The sequence below is a fragment of the Bacillus silvicola genome, from assembly GCF_050524305.1.
GTDB classification, from domain to species: Bacteria; Bacillota; Bacilli; order Bacillales; family Bacillaceae_G; genus Bacillus_A; species Bacillus_A cereus_AT.
Genome location: NZ_JBNGVC010000021.1, coordinates 1 through 18,067 on the forward strand (window position 1 = coordinate 1; position 18,067 = coordinate 18,067).

Sequence of the window (18,067 nt, forward strand, 5' to 3'; positions counted from 1 at the left end):
AAGTCTTTTCCACTTGCTCTACTATACATATATATTCTTCACTAATTTCAAGTTCTGATGCCGCTGCCAACTGTCTTTCTATCGATTGACCTTTACTACTAACTCTTATATAAAAAAATCTCCTCATATAAATTCCTCCTATCTATCTTTGAACCTGTATGCTAGAATTTGAGATGTTATAGGATAAATGTATCATATTTTCATGTCATATTCTGTACCATGCACATGACATGTTTCAAAATTCATTTTGTTATTATTATGAAGTGTAAAAGCGGTAAAGAAAGCCCCGTTTCAAAACGTATACATTTTGAAACGGTGACTTCTTTACAAAAAAAAGGGGGGGGGGCATCTCTCCTCTATTTTATTCCCATTGTTATGAAATTGCTGACTCAGAATATGCGCTCCTTTTCATATTCTGTCAACGCTCTATATTGATTATATATATAAATAACTTTGCGCCTCTTCACAAAAAAATCCCCTAACTTATTTGTTAGGGGATTTCCACGATACTTTCTAGGGATTTCGTCAAACGAAACGAAATTTTTCTCATTATAACATATGAATCCACACATACATAGTTTCAAAAGGGACATAGAACAGATTTCGTCTTTTTTTCATAATGAGTGTACATTTTTTGATAGAAAAAAAGTAACTACTCAGCTTTTTTCTATCAAAAGACATGATAAAACTGTATTCCTTTTGTGTAACCCATACATATTATGATTTCATCATAATAAACACAAAGCATAAAATCAGAACGTGCTTGACTTACCTACTTAGTAGTAATAAAGTAGCCATTCTCTTACTGATTTCAGTCAGAATGGTTCTATTCTTACATCCTTGAAAAAGCTTGTCTCTTTTTTACCCAATTTTGATTGTATTCTACTAATCATCAATCAGAATTGCATCGATTTGATCACAACCTACGACAAATACCGTACCATTATTTCGAACAAATGTCGCAACTCCAGTTTTTCTATCAAAACTTACAAACGCATCTACACTTTTATCATGTCCACCAATAATGAGTGTATCCACATCATCCCCCGCTGTTAATGTTTTCAAAAATTGACAGATGGGTGAAGACATTCTTTTATGATGAGAATCATGATGACATTGTCTGCACATATACACATTCCCTCCATTTTCATAGAATCAAATTTCTATCCTTATCCATTGATAGAAACAGATAGATAATATATTTTTTATCATTTCATTATATGTATACATCTCTTAAAGGGTGTACTTGTCTACACACATATTTGGATAAGCTGTCAAACTGATTTTTACCTGTCTATAGTCAAATCCGTTCTGGTGCAAACATTTCTTATCTGTGGAGAAACTTCTCCATAAAATCACATAAAATAATTTTATTCGAATCACTCAATTTTTAAAATTAACTTTGTAATAGAACCAAGAGTGTAACAATACTAACATGTAATCATTCAAACAAAAAAGAAAGATGAAATAAGGGGCGTGTCAGATGGCGAAATTAGGATTTACTGCAAATAGTGGTTCAAATACTGTTACCATATTTGATACCAAAACAAATACTGTAATAAACAATCTATCTGTTGGTACAGGTCCATATGGTGTAGCCATTACTCCAAATGGAAAATTTGCTTATGTAGCAAATTTTGATTCAGATAATGTATTCGTGATAGATGTAAAACAGCAAAGTGTTAGTACTATCATACCTGTTGGAAATCATCCCGCTGGTATTGTCATTAGTCCGAACGGAAAACGTGTGTATGTGATGAATAATGGTTCAGATACTGTATCAGTTATTGATAGTAAGACAAATTTGGTAATTGCAACAATTCCGGTTGGGGATGGACCTATTTTAGGCGCTGTTTCACCAAATGATCAACTTTTATATGTTCCGAATGATGGAACCGATAATATATCTATAATTAACACGAAAACGAATATGGTGATTGGTACAATAGCGGTTGGGGATGGGCCAAGACAAGTTATGTTCACACCAAACGGACAATTTGCTTACGTAACAAACAGTAATTCAAATACTGTGTCTGTCATAAATGTCCAACAAAGCATGGTTGTTGACACCATACCTGTAAACCCTCAACCAAGAGGGATTGTTATGACTCGAGATGGAAAGTTTGCTTATGTAGCAAACTTTGGGGCGAATGCTGTGTCTGTCATTGATATAAAACAAAATATTGTAATTACAACGATCCCTGTTGGCCTTCAGCCAAGAGGGATCACGATTACTTCGGATGGAAAATTTGTTTATGTAGCAAATTTTGGTTCAAATAATGTATCGGTGATCAAGGTAAAAGATAATGTTGTGGTGGATACAATCGTAGTGGAAGATAGCCCGATTGGTATAGATGTAGAATAAAAGGGTAACTACTCAGCCTCCTTTTGGAGGCTGAGTAGTTACCTTTTTTTATGGTACATACACCCAATTGTTTCTACAGACATAGAGTGCACTGTAAACATAAGGAGGCCTGATAAAATGAAAAACGAACACAATCATTGTCAATGTGAGCAAAGACCACTCGAGAATGAGATTTATCAAAATTATAGTGCAGGTTACTATACAAATGGCATTCTACATTTTTTAAGACGCTTAAGCCCTGGTACATGTATTATCATACAATACGACTGTCAACCACCAACAACAGGAACATTTCAAGGTTTTCAAAATGGACTTGTGATTTTATCTGACTTTGACTGTTTTCCAGGACTTGCGCATCTGGTAGTTGATAAGATTAATGTAATTACGCTGGGTTCCATTCCATGTGATCTTCCACGAGAATGCGAGCGTCGTTAATTGTAAGAAACATCCATAGAAGCAATTTTCCTCTCTACACATAAAAATTGTTTCACGTTTTATATCATAACAAGCAGGCTCCCTACTACTTCAGGGAGCCTGCTACCTAATGGATCATTCGCAATCCATTCGAATCAATTCTATACTTTCTATCATAAATGTTCCCGCTGTCTCTCCAATCTCAATACACACGCGATTCGTTTCTGGGAAGATTTCCACCGTTTTCGTTACATAATCAGAAAGGTCAAGGGTACTTTCTTCTACCATCGGATATTCATCGACGCTATCATCACATCCACAGCCCATTCCCTGATGATTGGTCATGTTTGTGTTGCTAAGATATACATTGGGTTCATAATGATTTGGTGAATAGTTGCTCATCGTCATATTCTCATTCGGATATGCGTTTTTATTGCAACCGCATTTGCACACCGCCCCTTGATTCGTTGGCATATTGATATTGCCAGGGTATGCATTCATTTCGTAATGGTTCGATGGATCATTCATCATACTATTTTCATCACTGTACGGAGTAAATCCAAAACTCTCTGATTGATCATTCATAGGAGTAGCGCCAGGATATGCATTTCTTCCATAATTGTCTGATGGATAGTTCGACATATCTTGATTTCTAACATACCCATTTGTTCCATATGCTTCTGTATAAGAGGTCACCATATTACGCTCAGTATAGCGTTCGCGAAGTGTAGAACGGTTATTAGATGCGGCCGGACTTGTCGCCCCTTCACCAGCTATCAACTTCAATGTTTCTGTATTTTCTTCCGTACCATCACTAATCGTCACATAGCCTTCTCCAGATCCTTCTTTTCTTGCCGTTACACGTAACACATAGCTATGTTCTGGTTCCACACACACCTGTTGCGAAATGGTTGCACTCCAGTCTGAAATCACGAGCACAGATTCCTCTCCAATCTGTTGTACGTCTGCACCTTCTGTGCGATTCCAGTTTGACAATCCCGCAGTGAAACCCCCATTAATCAGCACATTTCGCTGATCATATAACCACCGGGCTGTCGCAACGACGTCGGAAAGTTGTTGAAACATGTCATATGCATACGCTACACCCGGTACTCCTGATACATCCCCTTGTAAGAATGCATTGTATACATATGGAATGTTCTGCACCAATTGTTCCGCACGTAAAATATCCTGTAATGTGATAGCCGTTTGCAAACGATTTTGATTAGAATTTGTGAATAACGTCTGCATCGCATCTCGTGCGATTTGTACCGCCTTTTCAACCTTCATTTGTTTCTCTACCCATTTTTTCTTCCATTTTGGCTCTCGTTTTTGCATACGAGTTAAGGTATCTCCCGTTAGCGGTCCTACTTCTACCACTTCTATATTATCTAGTGTTGCCATACCATCTGTCGTTCCCACTTTAAACCCAACCCAGATGCCTAGATCTCGCTCCATATCGAGCTCACCTATATCAATAGGGAACTTAAATTCATGTGGATCTTGACACACCATATTTGTCTGTTGAACCATCATCCCGGCTGCAGTCTGATATCCATTCTCACATGGATTACACCACATGTCTTGCGGCATCCTATTGCTTGACATAACGGGATACGGAGTTGATTGCAATAAAGATTCTCCTGTACACGGATTGATTGGGATGATATCATTCGGTACATTCATTTTCTTATGCACTTCTTTATCATATCTCGCGACGAATATTTCTAAATCTGTACTATTCCCCACAAATCCTCGTACGATGTAGCGGGTATATGGTTTTAACTTTGCTTCCTCTATCTTTTGATATGCATACGTTGGAAATATTTTATCACTCAATATGGGATGATTTGCACTTGGCAGATTGAGATAATGATCTTTAAAGATCGGATTATCCGCTATCGTGTATACATGAGCACTTATGTTCCATCCATCTACGCCAGACCAATCTGAAGAGTCAAAATCTCCATAGTTTAATAGATTCCGTTCCCGACTCAAGCGTTTTGCACATTTCACTTGATCCAGCAAACACATTTTTTCTTTTGGATGGATTTGATCAGATAGACACTCTACTAATGTTGCCACCTGATCCACCTGATAATCTGTGACGTTCAATTGTAAGGTCGTTGGATTCGAAAACAAGGCATGGACCGCCTCTCGCGCTTTTGTCACATTGTAATTCATTGAACATCCTCCTTCGTGAGCTTTGCTTTAAGATGCGTGTTAAATGTATATTTTAACCAAAAATAATTACACTACATCGTTTTAACTCAACCTAGTAAGTTTGAATTTTTTATTTGTGGTGCCGTTATTAGTGTATACTCCAATATTTGTTCCATTTGCAGTACCAGAACCACTTACATCTAATACTCTAGTTTGATTAGACTTATTTTGTAAAAAAACATATTCTGTATCTACAACGCTCTGTTGAATGATCCAATACTGCTCTGGACGGTTTGCATTAGAGACTGCTCTCACATTATCTCCTTCCGACCGCTGCCAAGTTAATACTAAATTTTCATCCGCTATATTTTTAATTTGATACGCTCCTTGACCCGAATCATAAACGAACCTCCATTTTTGGTTAGCAGCATTACCATTTTGCCATAAGTGAACATTCTTAGTGCTTGGATCCATATCTACAACACTACTATTATTTAAAGCTGTCACGATTTGATAGATACCAGGAGTTACTGGTAGTTCTGGCGTTGGTGGTTCTGGTTCTGGAATAAATTCAATTTTATCAATATAGATAGGGCCACCACTATTACAACGTAGCTCTATTTTAAATTCTTCTTCATTTGCGGAAAAATTGAAGGTATCCAAGTAAGTGAAAGCGCTATATGTCATACTTCCGGAAAACGTTCGTTCAACCGGATAGTTATCGTTTTCCCGCCATCCGTAAGAATCATCATACCTCCCTACAAATAGATTGGCATTACCTTCACTTGCGTATCGGATTCGAACTTTATATCCTCTTGTTCGTGCAGTGGCGGACGGTCTTACTTTCACACGCAATTGTGTCCATTGCTGATTATACGCAGGTAATCTTACAAGATCCCCTCCCGTACTACCAGGACCTCTTACCACCGTAGCGCCATTATCTACGGCATTTCCTTTCACCGCCGGAATTTGAGTCGTTTTATCAGATACTATTGTATTTTCTGGTGTTAAGCTGTTATGCAACCAGCCAAATCCAAATAATCCTACACACTTTAACCCCTTAGTGCCACTTGCAAGTTTAGATTCCATTGCATTTCCATAGGATAGGCGATGCGTGGCTGGATAAGAACTGGAAGGAGGAGATATACTTGCCTCATGTACATACGCATACTGCCCCCCGAAGGACGACTCATAACATTTTCCAAAAGCCTTAATCCTTGCACCTATAGGATTCTTAAAATCAAATGCACACGTGACTTCATTAGTTGTTATTCTCAGGCCACCAATGTCATTAGATGTAACGTTCTGGATCGAAGAATATGCCTGAACAGGTGACAGCCCTTCCTCCCAGGTGGAATTACTGCCTGTGAGAGACAGCCTGCTCTTTATCCCTGCATATTGCTCCAAATCAAAATAGCCAGGATTTGATGACATATAAAAGGCTAAGTTTGTTAGCCACGTAACGAGATGAGGTGACCGCACAAAATTACGTTCGATAACTTCCCAATTTTGCGATTTATTTTCAACTTTACCGTACGCTGTTGAATAGACCTCCCTTGATAATTGAATATTCACACCATTGGGGTTTGTATATTTTTCTATATCATATGTTGGCCATATTGCTACCAAGTCTAATGCCATAAGAGTCACGTCTCTTCGAAAATCATTCATAAGATTCCAATGAATCACGGGAATGTAAAAATCAGTCGTAGATCCACTAGTGGTATACCCTTTTAAATATGGATATTTATTATAGTCTTTTATATTCGGTTTTAAGGCGACGGCTTTGTCTAAACCTACCTTATAGGTATTCACACAATAATCCGTGTAATCTGCTGTACGTCTTCGAAACCTAGTATTAAAATCCACAACTTCTGCCGGGGTCATCCCCCAGTCCTTTCCGAAGTTAACTGCATCTTGTAATAAGAGCAAATGTAAATTAGCTGCTTGTGCATACACGGTTAGTAAAGGAACCTCAAAATCCAGCACTCGAAATGAGGGCATAGCATACTCCATAAACGAATTCGTAATACGGAATTGTGAAAGTACCCGTGCTTGAGTAGCTGCATTACTAGGATTTTGATTCCAATCCTGGGCTGCCTCCTGATATAACTCCAGGGTAGCTTCTACACCTTCTAATTCTGAAATAGCTTTGCTTCGTACGGCAATTGTAATATTTTTATCTATAAGGTATTCTACTGCATCCATGAATTGTCGCCATTGCGTTTGTTGTTTACGTTGTTTCCAGAGGATTTTAAAAATGGCAGCAATACCTTTCGCTGCAAGTGCTACACTACTACGAGCTGTTCCGGTGTTTGAAAGAGTAGCTTCAGTAACACTTAACGCTGTAGAGACAGCCTCATTTACATTTGCCTGTTGCGCTATATTGTAGGCCCTTCCAACACTCATGTTCATCACATTTTGATCATTCATGTTTTGCAACTCAGAACCTGGTACATTCGCAAGTGGATACCTCAGCTGACAAGGCATGCTATCACTATCCAGTGTCTCATATTCATTATGATTACATTTTTGATTCATCGACAATCCTCCATTTCAGTTTTAGCCCTCTTATCCCATACCAATATAGTGGGATAAGAGGGCTATGCTAAAAAGTTAGCGTTTCTATCAATCGAAGAAATTGACTTCCTTTTGATAGCTGAGATAAACCATACATCACTTTTTTCTTTCCATCTGGCATGTTTATGCTACAACAGAAAGAAATATGAGGATTCACCTGTTCTGCGTCTTCTAAAATAGCTGCAGACTTGTTTTTTTTCTATATCTATTTTATTGACCTATCATTAAATGGGGGATTTTTTAAAATAAGTAGAACGCTTCCTATCCTCTTCTATTTTATGAACTCAACGTATACCCATATCAATTACGAAGTTCTGTCATACGATGTACAGATAGAAAAAGGAAAAAAGGGGGCCATACTATGTGCCGTTTTGATCATGATTTTGATGACGATTTTCGCCGTCGTCGCTTTGATTGTAGACATAATCATATTCGTCGTTTGCTACGAAAATTAAGTCCAGGAACTTGTATTCGCATCCAATTTGGTTTTCAAAATCCCGTAAATGCTATTTTTCAAGAGGTTTCATTTGATGGCTGCACGCTGATTGTAAGTAATCTTGATGATTTTGATGACTGTGCAGCTTTTACCTATATCGCTGTTGATCAAATTAACGCGATATCCGTTGTAGCTTCTTGTCCAAGACGCTGTCGAGATATTGACTAACCTTCTGTATGGATAAAAAACGAATGAAATGCAGGCGGAATCCTAAACTTCCAACGAACGACGATCTATAGCAGTAGGTCGTCGTTTTATTTTCCCAGCGTGTAATGCAGGCAATTATTGTTCTGTCTGTTACTCAGCATACAGGATAATATAGCGCTATGAATTGTAAGAACCCTCCATAAAAAGAATCCGTATTTCAGCACATCAAAATGATTTTAAGATGTATATCATAAAAAACAGGCTCCCTACTACTTCAGGGAGTCTGCTACTTATTCGATCATTCGCAACCCATTCGAATCAATTCAATACTTTCCACTAGGAATGTTCCCGCTGTTTCTCCGATTTCAATGCAAACAAGATTCGTTTCTGGGAAGATTTCAACTGTTTTCGTGATATAACCAGACAGGGATTCGGAAGCGTACGTAGTCATGTTATCTTCACTTGTGTATACTTTTCTATGGCAACCACATCCACAACTTGATCCGGTAGGATTGGCCCCGCTTGTGTTACCTGCATAGGCATTCATTTCATAGTTGTTAGGTGGATAACTCATCGATGCCTTTTTACTGCAGCCACATCCACAATCTGTTCCCGCATAAGATGCTGGATCGTTCATCATATCCTCATCACCGTACGGATTGATTCCAAAACTCTCTGATTGGTAATTCATTTGATTCCCGTTTGCATATGTCTGCGATCCACTTTGTTCTGCTGGGTAGTTCGTCATGTCTTGCTCATAATAGGATTCACGAGACGGCGTCATCGGTGGTACCAAACTTGTTGCACTTTCTCCCGCTATAAATTTCAGTGTTTCTGTATTTTCTTCCGTACCATCACTGATTTTCACATAGCCTTCCCCTGAACCTTCTTTTTTCGCTGTGACACGTAACACATAGCCATGTTCAGGATGGACACATACTTGTTGGGAAACGTTTGTACTCCAATCTGAGATGACGAGCACAGATGTATTCCCTATCTGTTGTACCTGCGTCCCCTCAGTTCCCTGCCAGTTCGATAGTCCTGCATTGAAGTCTCCATTTCTTAGCACGTTACGTTGTTCATATAACACCCGTGCTTTCGCAACGGCACCGGACAGTTGTTGGAAGATATCATAGGCTTCTCCTGGTACGGTTGGTAAAGCTCCGACTAAGAATGGATGATACACATACGGAATGTTTTGTACCCATTTCTCCGCGTCTATAATATGCTGTAATGTGACGGAGGCTTGCAATTGGCTTTGATCTGCATGTGTGAATAAGCCTTGAATCGCACGTTGTGCGACTTGCACAGCCTTTTCGATTTTCATGTATTTCTCGTTCCACTTTTGTTTCCATTTGTATTCTCGTTTTTTCATACGAGTTAATGCTTCTCCCGTTAACGGACCTTCTTCGATTACTTCTATATTATCTAGTGTCGCTAGGCCATCTGTCGTTCCAATTTTAAAGCCAACCCATATGCCCAGATTCTGATTGATATCAAGCTCACCTGTATCAATGTGACACTCCCATTCATGTGGATCTGCACATACCATACTGGTTTGTTGCATCATCATCTGTGAGCCATCTTCACATGGACCACAGGACATGTTTTGCGGGATGACCTGGTTTATCATCACAGGATAGGAACCTTGTTTTAATGGGTATTCTCCCGTACATGGATTGGTTAGTATACTATCATTTGGTACGTTCATATTTTTGTGCACTTCTTTATCATACCTTACGGCAAACACTTCTAAATCTTTACTATTTCCAATAAATCCTCGTACCATATATCGTGTATATGGTTTTAACTTCGCTTCCTCTATCTTTTGATACGCATATGTCGGGAATACCTGATCATGAAACGGGGAATAATTCGCACCTGACATATGGAGATAACGGCCTTTAAAGAGTGGATTGTCGGATGCAAGAACTACCTGACTACTTGTTTTCCACGCATTCTCTCCGAACGATTCGGAAGATTCAAAATCGCCAGCATTTAACAAATTGCGTGCTTGACTGAGTCGCTTCGCACATTTCACCTGATCGAGTAAACACATTTTTTCTTTTGGATACATCTCATCAGACATACACTCTACGAGTCTTGCGGCCTGATCTACCTGGTACTCCGTGATATTCAATTCCAGCGCATTTTTCGCATCATTCGTAAACAAGGCACCCACTGTCTTCCGTACTTTGTTTAAACTGTTCTCTGCTTCATACACTTCCACCCCTGTTCCAACTGGAAGGAATTCAATTTTGTCGAGAACAACCTTCCCCGTTCCAATGTTTGTGATTCTGAGCGTTATGCTCTCGAGCTGATTTAAGGTTAGGCGCTCAGTGTACGTGTACAAAAATGACTCAGGTCGCAAGAGGTTTGATTCCTGATTTGTTGTTTGGCTCATCGAGAAGGTTGGCAAGGTTCTTATTGGGTTCAGATTTGAATCTAGCACCACAACTTGTAACTGAGTAAATGTAGCAGTCGTATAACGAAATCGCATGTCATAGTTCACGCCTACAGGTTTGTATAGATGAACTTCTAATACTCCCCCTGCCCCTGTTACTAGCCCTGGTCTTAGCTCTACTAAATCTCCTCCTGTAAAACCAGGACCCCTAATTACGTAAGAATCATTAGGTCCTAGTCGATTCCCCTTGACGGCTGGGATTTGGGCAATTTTATCTCGCCTTAGGTAATTTGAGGGGTCGCATGTATTAGATTGCCAGGCAAAAGCAAAACTAGTTGCAAATGGTTTACCGGGATTTATATACGAGTACCCATCTGGGATAACCGCATTCAAGTTATTAGTACCATATTGGCTTGAAAAACAAACACCGGTTGGGTTTTCCTGCCATTGATTTGGCTGGCAAACATCAGGGTCATTAGCTTCTAAAGGAACATCCTTACAAGGAGTTCCAAAATAAGTATCGTAGCTCAAAGGACTTCCGGAGTATCCGGCATAGAAAGAACCTCCAGTATAATCAAAGAATCTCATGTAGTTTAGGCGTCCACTACTGATCCTGTTACCGAGAACGTAGTTATACCTTCCACCATAACTTCTCCATTCGATCCTATCCTCAGGTCTTGGGGAGTTCCCAGTCCCGACCGTAATATCATAAGGAGAATTGGTGGTCCGATAGATTGAGTTTACTCCAGCAAAGTGTTGAGCAACGTCGGCGTTGCGATAACCTACAACAGTGAACAGCTGCAACCACCGAAATAGCGTAGGAGCGCTATCCCATGTCATACCCATTTCGATAGGCCATTTGTCAAAATTCCCCGCTGGAACGCCAATACAAGCTGAAAATACTTTTCGCGTGAGTTGTACTTCTGTAGCTAACGGATACCTGTATGGATCATATGTTGGCCATAGCGCTACAAGATCTAACACCAACATAGTCATATTTGTACGATACGTAAAATACTCCTCCTGATAGTGGAACGACCCCTTTGTTTCTTCTTCCTTATCCCTTATCCCTCTCTCATACTGATTCATAGAATAGTTTGTATATTGTACTATTAATTGTACCATGCCTGGGTTACCTACACCCGTGTTCGTATAATATTGATCCACTCTTTGCTGTGGGAATCCCCAGCTTTCTCCAAATCTTACAACATCCTTTAACAAAAGCAAATGAAGATTGGCTGCCTGCATATAATTGAATAACAGTAGGAGTTCATACCTTGGTTCACTAAAGAGTTTTATGGCGTCTTTCAATGCATCTTCAGCATCATCAAATGCATCCCTTATTAACTCCTGATACCTTGCATCATTGGGGTATTTTTGGAAATTACAGGCTGCCTGTTGATAATCTTGAATTCGTGACTGTACAATTCTTAATTGAACATCGGCTCTACTTTTTACCACTTCTGAAATTTTCTTACCTACCATCACTTCTGCAGCATCCATGAACTCATACCATGTGCTTTGCGAATCCGCAGATGCAGGATCAGAGTCCGGCCACAACACATCTAGAAGCAAAGAAATAATTGCGAATACGCCCGCTACAACTATTAATGGTGGAAACGAAGCTGAAGCCACACCTGCGATTGCAGCAATTGTCCCCGTAACTATCGTTAGTGTCTTTCCAACAGCCTCCCATTCATCTATCTGATAGGGGCGGATTCCTATCTGTCCGAGAATTTCTCGTTTTACATCTGGACACATCTCCATCCACTCTTTATACCCCATATTTTGCAGTTCAGAACCTGATGCATTCGCAAGTGGATACCTTGGCTGGCGATACATGCTACCACTATCCATGACTTCATATTCATTGTTATGATCCATTTGATTCATTCATAATCCCCCAATCCTTCTCTCGCCTTCCCATCAAGAAGGCTGATTCGATTTCATCTGCATCCTTCCATATACTCTTCCATATTTGTTCTTCTTTTGCACTACATACAGATTTAAAATGAAAGAAATGAAAAATCAGGACTGGTTTCAAGATAATGACATATCATATGTACGGTAATCATTTCCTCATTCTGTAAGTTTCTAACATGAACTCTACTTCGGAACATTCTGAAAATTCAATATTCCTGTAAAACGAAGAAACTGATTTTCTTGCTCTTGCACCGGCGTGACGTCAAATGCTGAAATTATGACATTTTTTTCTTCTATTTGATAATCTGGAAGATCTGCTACACTAAACTTCAGTACCGTATTCACTGGAATATGCCCCGTATGACTCATCTCAATTTGATTATCACGTCCTGAAGAAGCACCCTGTTTCTCCCCGCACTCTCCCTGCACTTGTGCATTGACTATATATGCGATGCTTCCCACCACTTTCAAAAGATTCAGTGTCACATCCACCGGTCCGCAATTGTCTACTGTAATGGTTTTCTGAGAGGTTTCTTTTACAGTAGCTAAGCCAGACAGGCTATATGCGAGTTTTCGAGTACCGTTCGGTACGTACACAAAGCCATTTGGCACCTGTACGATTGAACAAAATGACACGCTCGATTGGACTTGTTCCGTATTATCTATGGTTGCTGCGGACTGGTTCATGCCTTCCAATGGAAGTGGATGATGTTTTCCAGTTTGCATCATTTCATACTCTCTACCGTACTGCCCTGCTTTCAATATCCTCGCCTCCTTGTATGATTCAGTTAGGTTTTTAGGGATGGGATGTACCTACAAACCCAAGAGTATCTAGTTTTATGAGATTCTTATATTTGTAGATAGCATGTTACCGAACACTTCCTTGCCTTTTGGTATTCGGCAGAAATATTGATACCTCTATCTCATAAGTCATTTACGAGTGAGATGGAGGTATCAATATTTGGTCATTCTTCGTATCTCTTATGAGGTAATAGCGTTTATTATGAGAAAATAAGGATTACAATCATCAGATGTAAAAACATATAAAGCAACCACCAACTCGAAACACTATGATCCTGTACATGATCATGTATGAAATTAACAATTCAAAGTAAAAAAAACCAATCAAAATCGTACAATGACAAAAGAGTTCGTGTTACAAGCTTTACAACAAGCCTATTTTTTTGTCAGAAACCGGAAGGGTTTGTCTTGCATCATTTCTTCTATTTCAACAAAAGAAACATGACACACAAGTTAGGGGTCATGCATTTCTCATACAAAATATTCTAATAATGTTTTCGATTTCCCTTCTTTATTTCATGAAACATACTACATCCTATACATCTTTATTTTATTGCCAATCCTTGCATACCATTTTTTTGTCATACAACATAATGTATGTTTTTAAAAAAAGACGTAGAACGCTCCCCATCCTCTTCTATTTTACGAACTCAACGGATACCCATACCAATTACGAGATTCTTTCATACGATGTACAGATAGAAAAAAAAGGGGGCCATACTATGTGCCGTTTTGATGATGGTTTTCGCCGTCGCCGTCGCTGTGATTTTGATGATGGTTGTCGCTTTCATTGTAGACATAATAGCGTTCTTCGGTTGCTACGAAAATTAAGTCCAGGAACTTGTATTCGTATCCAATTTGGTTTTCAAGATCCCGTAAATGCTATTTTTCAAGAGGTTTCATTTGATGGCTGCACGCTGATTGTAAGTGATCTTGATAATTTTGATGACTGTGCAGCCTTTACCCATATCGCTGTTGATCAAATTAATGCAATATCCGTTGTAGCATCTTGTCCAAGACGCTGTCGAGATATTGACTAACCTTCGGTATTGATAAAAAACGAATGAAATACAGAAGTCATCCTAAACTTCCAACAAGCGACGATCTATGGTAGTAGGTCGTCGTTTTATTTTCCAGGCGTGTAATGTAAGCGATTATTTTTCTATCTGTTGATGAGCATACAGGATATCCCTATGTAATATTTTGATGCCGCTATAACCATTTTGATACCTATGCATAACCTAAATATTATAAAGATAACACGTACCATCTACCATCATGCAGAAAGGAGCTTAAAGTATGACATCAAACCATGATTTTAAGCAAGCCGTTGCCAATATGGAACAGGCGCTCGCAGACGCATTAAAAGCGGCTGTAGCAAGTGGAAATACGAAAACCATTGAAAAAATATTAAAGCTCGTTATCAAAAAAGAAATCATCCTGGAACTTTTAGTAGAAGAATTTTCTTCCTTCGATGACCCATGTTAATTCTCTCCATAAAATGTGGGTAACCACATTTTCCTATCCATGAAGAATCAATACCGTTATGCAACAAGTGAAATCCAAAGGAGATGTATCATGTCAAAGCGACATTCTAAAAGCGCTTGTCATCGTGATGTGAAGTCTATTATGGAACCTTCGGTACCGTTGACTCCCTTTTTTCAGAAAACGATACAAGGAGATTGTGTGGCAAAAGGTATAGGAATGCGGAATCGTGGTTTCGGAACAATCAATATGAAAGGGTCCATTCCAGAAGGTTCTACGATTTACAAAGCTTTTCTATATTGGGCTGTGCTTCGTTTGAATTTCCAGACTGTGAACGCACAGGGTGTATGCAATGGTGTTCCCATTACCGGAGAATCCATTGCCTCCTCTATCGCTCCACCTTGTGGGAATGCGGGAAGTATGGATGTATTTCGTGCGGATGTGACAGAAATCGTCACAGATGGTCTCAATATATTAACTGGATTTCCTTCAGGAGATACCGACAGTTCCTCTCCATTTGTAAAAGCAACTTTTCCACTTTTGGAAGGTGCTTCCCTTATCCTGATCTTTACCAATCCCAATTTATTGTTAAAAACCGTTATCATCCACGATGGGGGGGTTACTTTCTATAATCATACCGTCTCGACAACCTTTTCTGGTTTTCAAATAACGGAATTTCCAGAGGCCAAAACTTTTTATATCGTCGCAGACAGTCAAGCTACTTCTCCTGGAAATCAGGCGATATGTAACAGCGTAGTCGTCGCAGGTCCCACGGCTACACTCCGCTCTACAGATGCGTTTCATGAGCAAGATGGTATAGAGGGAATGGATGCAGTAAGAGGATTCTGGGATACACTAGAGGTGGATGTGAGTCCCTTCGTTCGTCCAGGCGATAAAAGTGCCACAACATCCGTTGTGGCATCCCCTGCCGGAGGAGGGGGGTTGACTTATATCGCACAAGTTTTCTCGGTAACCGTGTCATCTTGTCCCGCATTGCAATCAATTATAAACATGGAGCAAGCACTGACAGACGTATTACGAGGAACGATTGAGAGCGGAAATATGCAAGCCATCGAACATATATTAAAACTCGTCATTCAAAAAGAAATTCTATTAGGCTCATTGCTAGAAGAATATAACGATGGGGGCTAGTAGTGACGAAAGTTGAATGCAGCCCTCATCTTTCAATCCGAAATACACGATAACGATGAGGAGAATAACAAAGATTTTACAAAACAAAATCCCCTGAAAATACAGGAGACGTTAGGACGCGTATAGATTTCCCTGTTACATTATACCCCGCTTTTTTTCTATTGGGGGGGAATATATTTTGATCTTCACAACATACAAAATCTGTTTCCAGTCAAACATACCTTATTTACGCATCTACACAATCACAATCTCTGTGGATTTTTGGACGCTTACAAACAGGAAACCCAAGAGCAATCACATTTACTGCCTGAATCGCAAGATGTGCGAGCATAGGAAAACCACCAAAATCAGATAAGATGATTTCACCGTACTGGAATCCTTGAAATGTCGTGGTGGTAGGGCGTTGCCCATCATACTGTAACACAATGCAAGTACCTGGGCTTACTCGTCGTAAAAAATGAAGAATCCCGTCTGTATAACAAGCCATTGTAGGATAACCTCAACTATCCCCATATATATTTCTTTTTTCACAAGAATGATATTCAGATTCATGACATTCTATAGCCATCATTCATTCCTCTTTTTGTTCACAACACATCTTACGTGTTAAGAACCTAGTAGGTATTCGTACAAAAAAATATATCCGAACCGAACATCATTCCTACATAAAAAATGTCATATTCCTTCTCTTTATAGATGTAGTCAGATGATTCACTTTCATTTCTCAAGTAGGATTCACTTGCTTTCAACCCCACATCATGATACAGTTTGAGTAGATTATTCATGCTTAATTGCTTGGCTCTATATTTGTGAACATTGTATGGAGCATCGAACCATTGAGTAAGTCATTTAGTTCCTCACTAAGTGACTTCTTTTTTTTGGAAAAATCTTTTGCTATGTCTAACTTTTTCGGGACAAGATCCTTCATTTTTTTTCTCCAGGCTGTCTTTTGATACTTGTCCATCATCCCCCAATACCTTCCGTACTTATCACTCATAATTGCATCAAGAATGATTTTATCATTCAATTTCAAATTCATTTGTCCCAATTGCTGTAATGTACTCACAATTATGTTGTCAAAGGGGGTCCAATCCTCTTCCCATAGTTCTAAGGTCTTCTTCTTTCTTAAGCGCGCTTCGAAACGTGTTACATATTCTATATCCGGATACGGATCAATGGAACCATTTTGTTCCGCTTCTTTCTTCTTATTATAAATACATAAACAATTATCAGATGATCTTACACCTATATAGAGTGTTTCTAATGTTTTATCACGACTGAGTATCATATATTCCGTTTTGCTGGATAAATCTCTTATTTTGAGATCGGATATGTTCACAGCATAATCGAGTGCAATATGTATACCTGTGACTTCTATATTCTCTAGTAACCCCAAAACATGTCGTATAGATTCGTTCACGATTGGATTGCATTTCATATATTTTGGATTAAATTCAAATCGTACTGCCTTTATCAAATGCTTTCTGGTTGTCTTTTTTGTATAGGGAAGAAATCCTTCTTCATCAAGTAAGCACATCTTTTCTGCATCCATTTCCAACTCTATTTGCTTCGTCTGAATTTGCTTTTGTAAGATTCTCCTTTTTTCATGAAGAGCGTACAAGTGCTTTTCATGATACCGTCGCATCGACTGAATTGAAAAATCTACATTTGCATATATTTCATCTATCTCATCTGCTGTCGACTGTAAGATCGATTGCAATTCACGTAAAGATACTTCAATGTGTTTTTTATGATACTCTATTTTATGTCGATCTGTAAGCATTCCCTCTTCATTTGTTTGTTCGATTAACGCTTGTATATCTTCCTTATTTTCGAATAACCTCTGATATTCCTCATTTGATAGCATCGCTTCTCCATGCTCACGGCGTTTACTTTCCCGTTCGATTTCCATTTCTAGCCGTATTCTATGAAATATTAATTTTTGTAGATCTATGTCTATCCCTTTCATTTCGCCTGCAAGTTCTATATAACCTACTTGAAGAAACTCTGATTTTAACACTTCTTGATAACCAAAGTTACGTGAAGTATATGGCTGTCTGTCATAGATCTGTGTGTTCGTGACTGATTGTATAAAATCCGATTTCCTCAAACCTTCCCTGAAATCCGCAACAATGGA

At 39.0% G+C, this 18,067-nt stretch carries 14 protein-coding genes; 6 read left to right on the forward strand and 8 right to left on the reverse strand.

Features of this window, described 5'->3' with window-relative positions; all coding sequences use genetic code 11:
- Positions 1–885 precede the first annotated feature (885 nt).
- The gene (locus tag ACP6L7_RS35095) at positions 886–1,128 is read right to left on the reverse strand and encodes a hypothetical protein (RefSeq protein ID WP_430529160.1); all 243 of its coding nucleotides are present in this window, start codon (positions 1,126–1,128) and stop codon (positions 886–888) included.
- A 355-nt stretch (positions 1,129–1,483) separates the two neighbouring features.
- Here ACP6L7_RS35095 and ACP6L7_RS35100 point away from each other — a divergent pair, with 355 nt between their 5' ends.
- The gene (locus tag ACP6L7_RS35100; protein WP_430529161.1) at positions 1,484–2,365 is read left to right on the forward strand and encodes a beta-propeller fold lactonase family protein; all 882 of its coding nucleotides are present in this window, start codon (positions 1,484–1,486) and stop codon (positions 2,363–2,365) included.
- 117 nt (positions 2,366–2,482) lie between these two features.
- Positions 2,483–2,800 carry a hypothetical protein gene (locus ACP6L7_RS35105; protein ID WP_430529162.1) on the forward strand — a complete coding sequence of 106 codons (318 nt, stop codon included), beginning with the start codon at positions 2,483–2,485 and terminating at the stop codon, positions 2,798–2,800.
- A gap of 114 nt (positions 2,801–2,914) precedes the next feature.
- On the opposite strand, the gene ACP6L7_RS35110 is transcribed toward ACP6L7_RS35105, so the two are convergent.
- Together ACP6L7_RS35110 and ACP6L7_RS35115 are read right to left on the reverse strand one after the other, a co-directional pair.
- Entirely contained in the window at positions 2,915–4,963 is a 2,049-nt protein-coding gene (locus tag ACP6L7_RS35110; protein ID WP_430529751.1) for a hypothetical protein, read from the reverse strand.
- A gap of 81 nt (positions 4,964–5,044) precedes the next feature.
- Positions 5,045–7,483 carry an insecticidal delta-endotoxin Cry8Ea1 family protein gene (locus ACP6L7_RS35115; RefSeq protein ID WP_430529752.1) on the reverse strand — a complete coding sequence of 813 codons (2,439 nt, stop codon included), beginning with the start codon at positions 7,481–7,483 and terminating at the stop codon, positions 5,045–5,047.
- A 400-nt stretch (positions 7,484–7,883) separates the two neighbouring features.
- Between ACP6L7_RS35115 and ACP6L7_RS35120 the strand changes: the two genes are divergently transcribed.
- On the forward strand, positions 7,884–8,186 hold the full coding sequence (locus tag ACP6L7_RS35120) for a hypothetical protein (RefSeq protein WP_430529753.1): 303 nt from the start codon (positions 7,884–7,886) through the stop codon (positions 8,184–8,186).
- A gap of 277 nt (positions 8,187–8,463) precedes the next feature.
- On the opposite strand, the gene ACP6L7_RS35125 is transcribed toward ACP6L7_RS35120, so the two are convergent.
- From ACP6L7_RS35125 to ACP6L7_RS35135, 3 genes are all read right to left on the reverse strand, one after another.
- Entirely contained in the window at positions 8,464–12,462 is a 3,999-nt protein-coding gene (locus tag ACP6L7_RS35125; protein ID WP_430529754.1) for an insecticidal delta-endotoxin Cry8Ea1 family protein, read from the reverse strand.
- The gene (locus tag ACP6L7_RS35130; RefSeq protein WP_430529755.1) at positions 12,443–12,613 is read right to left on the reverse strand and encodes a hypothetical protein; all 171 of its coding nucleotides are present in this window, start codon (positions 12,611–12,613) and stop codon (positions 12,443–12,445) included. The genes ACP6L7_RS35125 and ACP6L7_RS35130 overlap by 20 nt, the downstream gene beginning before the upstream one ends.
- Before the next feature lie 62 nt (positions 12,614–12,675).
- Positions 12,676–13,254 (reverse strand): hypothetical protein, encoded by a 579-nt coding sequence (locus ACP6L7_RS35135; RefSeq protein WP_430529756.1) that lies wholly within the window; start codon positions 13,252–13,254, stop codon positions 12,676–12,678.
- 761 nt (positions 13,255–14,015) lie between these two features.
- On the opposite strand from ACP6L7_RS35135, the gene ACP6L7_RS35140 reads away from it, so the two are divergent.
- From ACP6L7_RS35140 to ACP6L7_RS35150, 3 genes are all read left to right on the forward strand, one after another.
- Positions 14,016–14,333, forward strand: coding sequence for a hypothetical protein (locus ACP6L7_RS35140; protein ID WP_430529166.1), 318 nt, complete (start codon positions 14,016–14,018; stop codon positions 14,331–14,333).
- Positions 14,334–14,592: 259 nt separating this feature from the next.
- The gene (locus ACP6L7_RS35145; RefSeq protein WP_430529167.1) at positions 14,593–14,781 is read left to right on the forward strand and encodes a hypothetical protein; all 189 of its coding nucleotides are present in this window, start codon (positions 14,593–14,595) and stop codon (positions 14,779–14,781) included.
- Positions 14,782–14,871: 90 nt separating this feature from the next.
- Positions 14,872–15,930, forward strand: coding sequence for a hypothetical protein (locus tag ACP6L7_RS35150; RefSeq protein ID WP_430529168.1), 1,059 nt, complete (start codon positions 14,872–14,874; stop codon positions 15,928–15,930).
- A 226-nt stretch (positions 15,931–16,156) separates the two neighbouring features.
- Here ACP6L7_RS35150 and ACP6L7_RS35155 read toward each other — a convergent pair whose 3' ends face one another.
- Together ACP6L7_RS35155 and ACP6L7_RS35160 are read right to left on the reverse strand one after the other, a co-directional pair.
- Positions 16,157–16,417 (reverse strand): hypothetical protein, encoded by a 261-nt coding sequence (locus tag ACP6L7_RS35155; protein ID WP_430529169.1) that lies wholly within the window; start codon positions 16,415–16,417, stop codon positions 16,157–16,159.
- A 300-nt stretch (positions 16,418–16,717) separates the two neighbouring features.
- The coding region (locus ACP6L7_RS35160; RefSeq protein ID WP_430529846.1) for a replication initiation factor domain-containing protein at positions 16,718–18,067 on the reverse strand (1,350 nt) is incomplete at its 5' end.

Excerpts from the sequence above, each read along its gene's own strand:
- ACP6L7_RS35095 (WP_430529160.1), bottom strand. The coding sequence starts at position 1,128 with ATGTGCAGACAATGTCATCATGATTCTCATCATAAAAGAATGTCTTCA.
- ACP6L7_RS35100 (WP_430529161.1), top strand. The coding sequence starts at position 1,484 with ATGGCGAAATTAGGATTTACTGCAAATAGTGGTTCAAATACTGTTACC.
- ACP6L7_RS35105 (WP_430529162.1), top strand. The coding sequence starts at position 2,483 with ATGAAAAACGAACACAATCATTGTCAATGTGAGCAAAGACCACTCGAG.
- ACP6L7_RS35110 (WP_430529751.1), bottom strand. The coding sequence starts at position 4,963 with ATGAATTACAATGTGACAAAAGCGCGAGAGGCGGTCCATGCCTTGTTT.
- ACP6L7_RS35115 (WP_430529752.1), bottom strand. The coding sequence starts at position 7,483 with ATGAATCAAAAATGTAATCATAATGAATATGAGACACTGGATAGTGAT.
- ACP6L7_RS35120 (WP_430529753.1), top strand. The coding sequence starts at position 7,884 with ATGTGCCGTTTTGATCATGATTTTGATGACGATTTTCGCCGTCGTCGC.
- ACP6L7_RS35125 (WP_430529754.1), bottom strand. The coding sequence starts at position 12,462 with ATGAATCAAATGGATCATAACAATGAATATGAAGTCATGGATAGTGGT.
- ACP6L7_RS35140 (WP_430529166.1), top strand. The coding sequence starts at position 14,016 with ATGTGCCGTTTTGATGATGGTTTTCGCCGTCGCCGTCGCTGTGATTTT.
- ACP6L7_RS35145 (WP_430529167.1), top strand. The coding sequence starts at position 14,593 with ATGACATCAAACCATGATTTTAAGCAAGCCGTTGCCAATATGGAACAG.
- ACP6L7_RS35150 (WP_430529168.1), top strand. The coding sequence starts at position 14,872 with ATGTCAAAGCGACATTCTAAAAGCGCTTGTCATCGTGATGTGAAGTCT.
- ACP6L7_RS35155 (WP_430529169.1), bottom strand. The coding sequence starts at position 16,417 with ATGGCTTGTTATACAGACGGGATTCTTCATTTTTTACGACGAGTAAGC.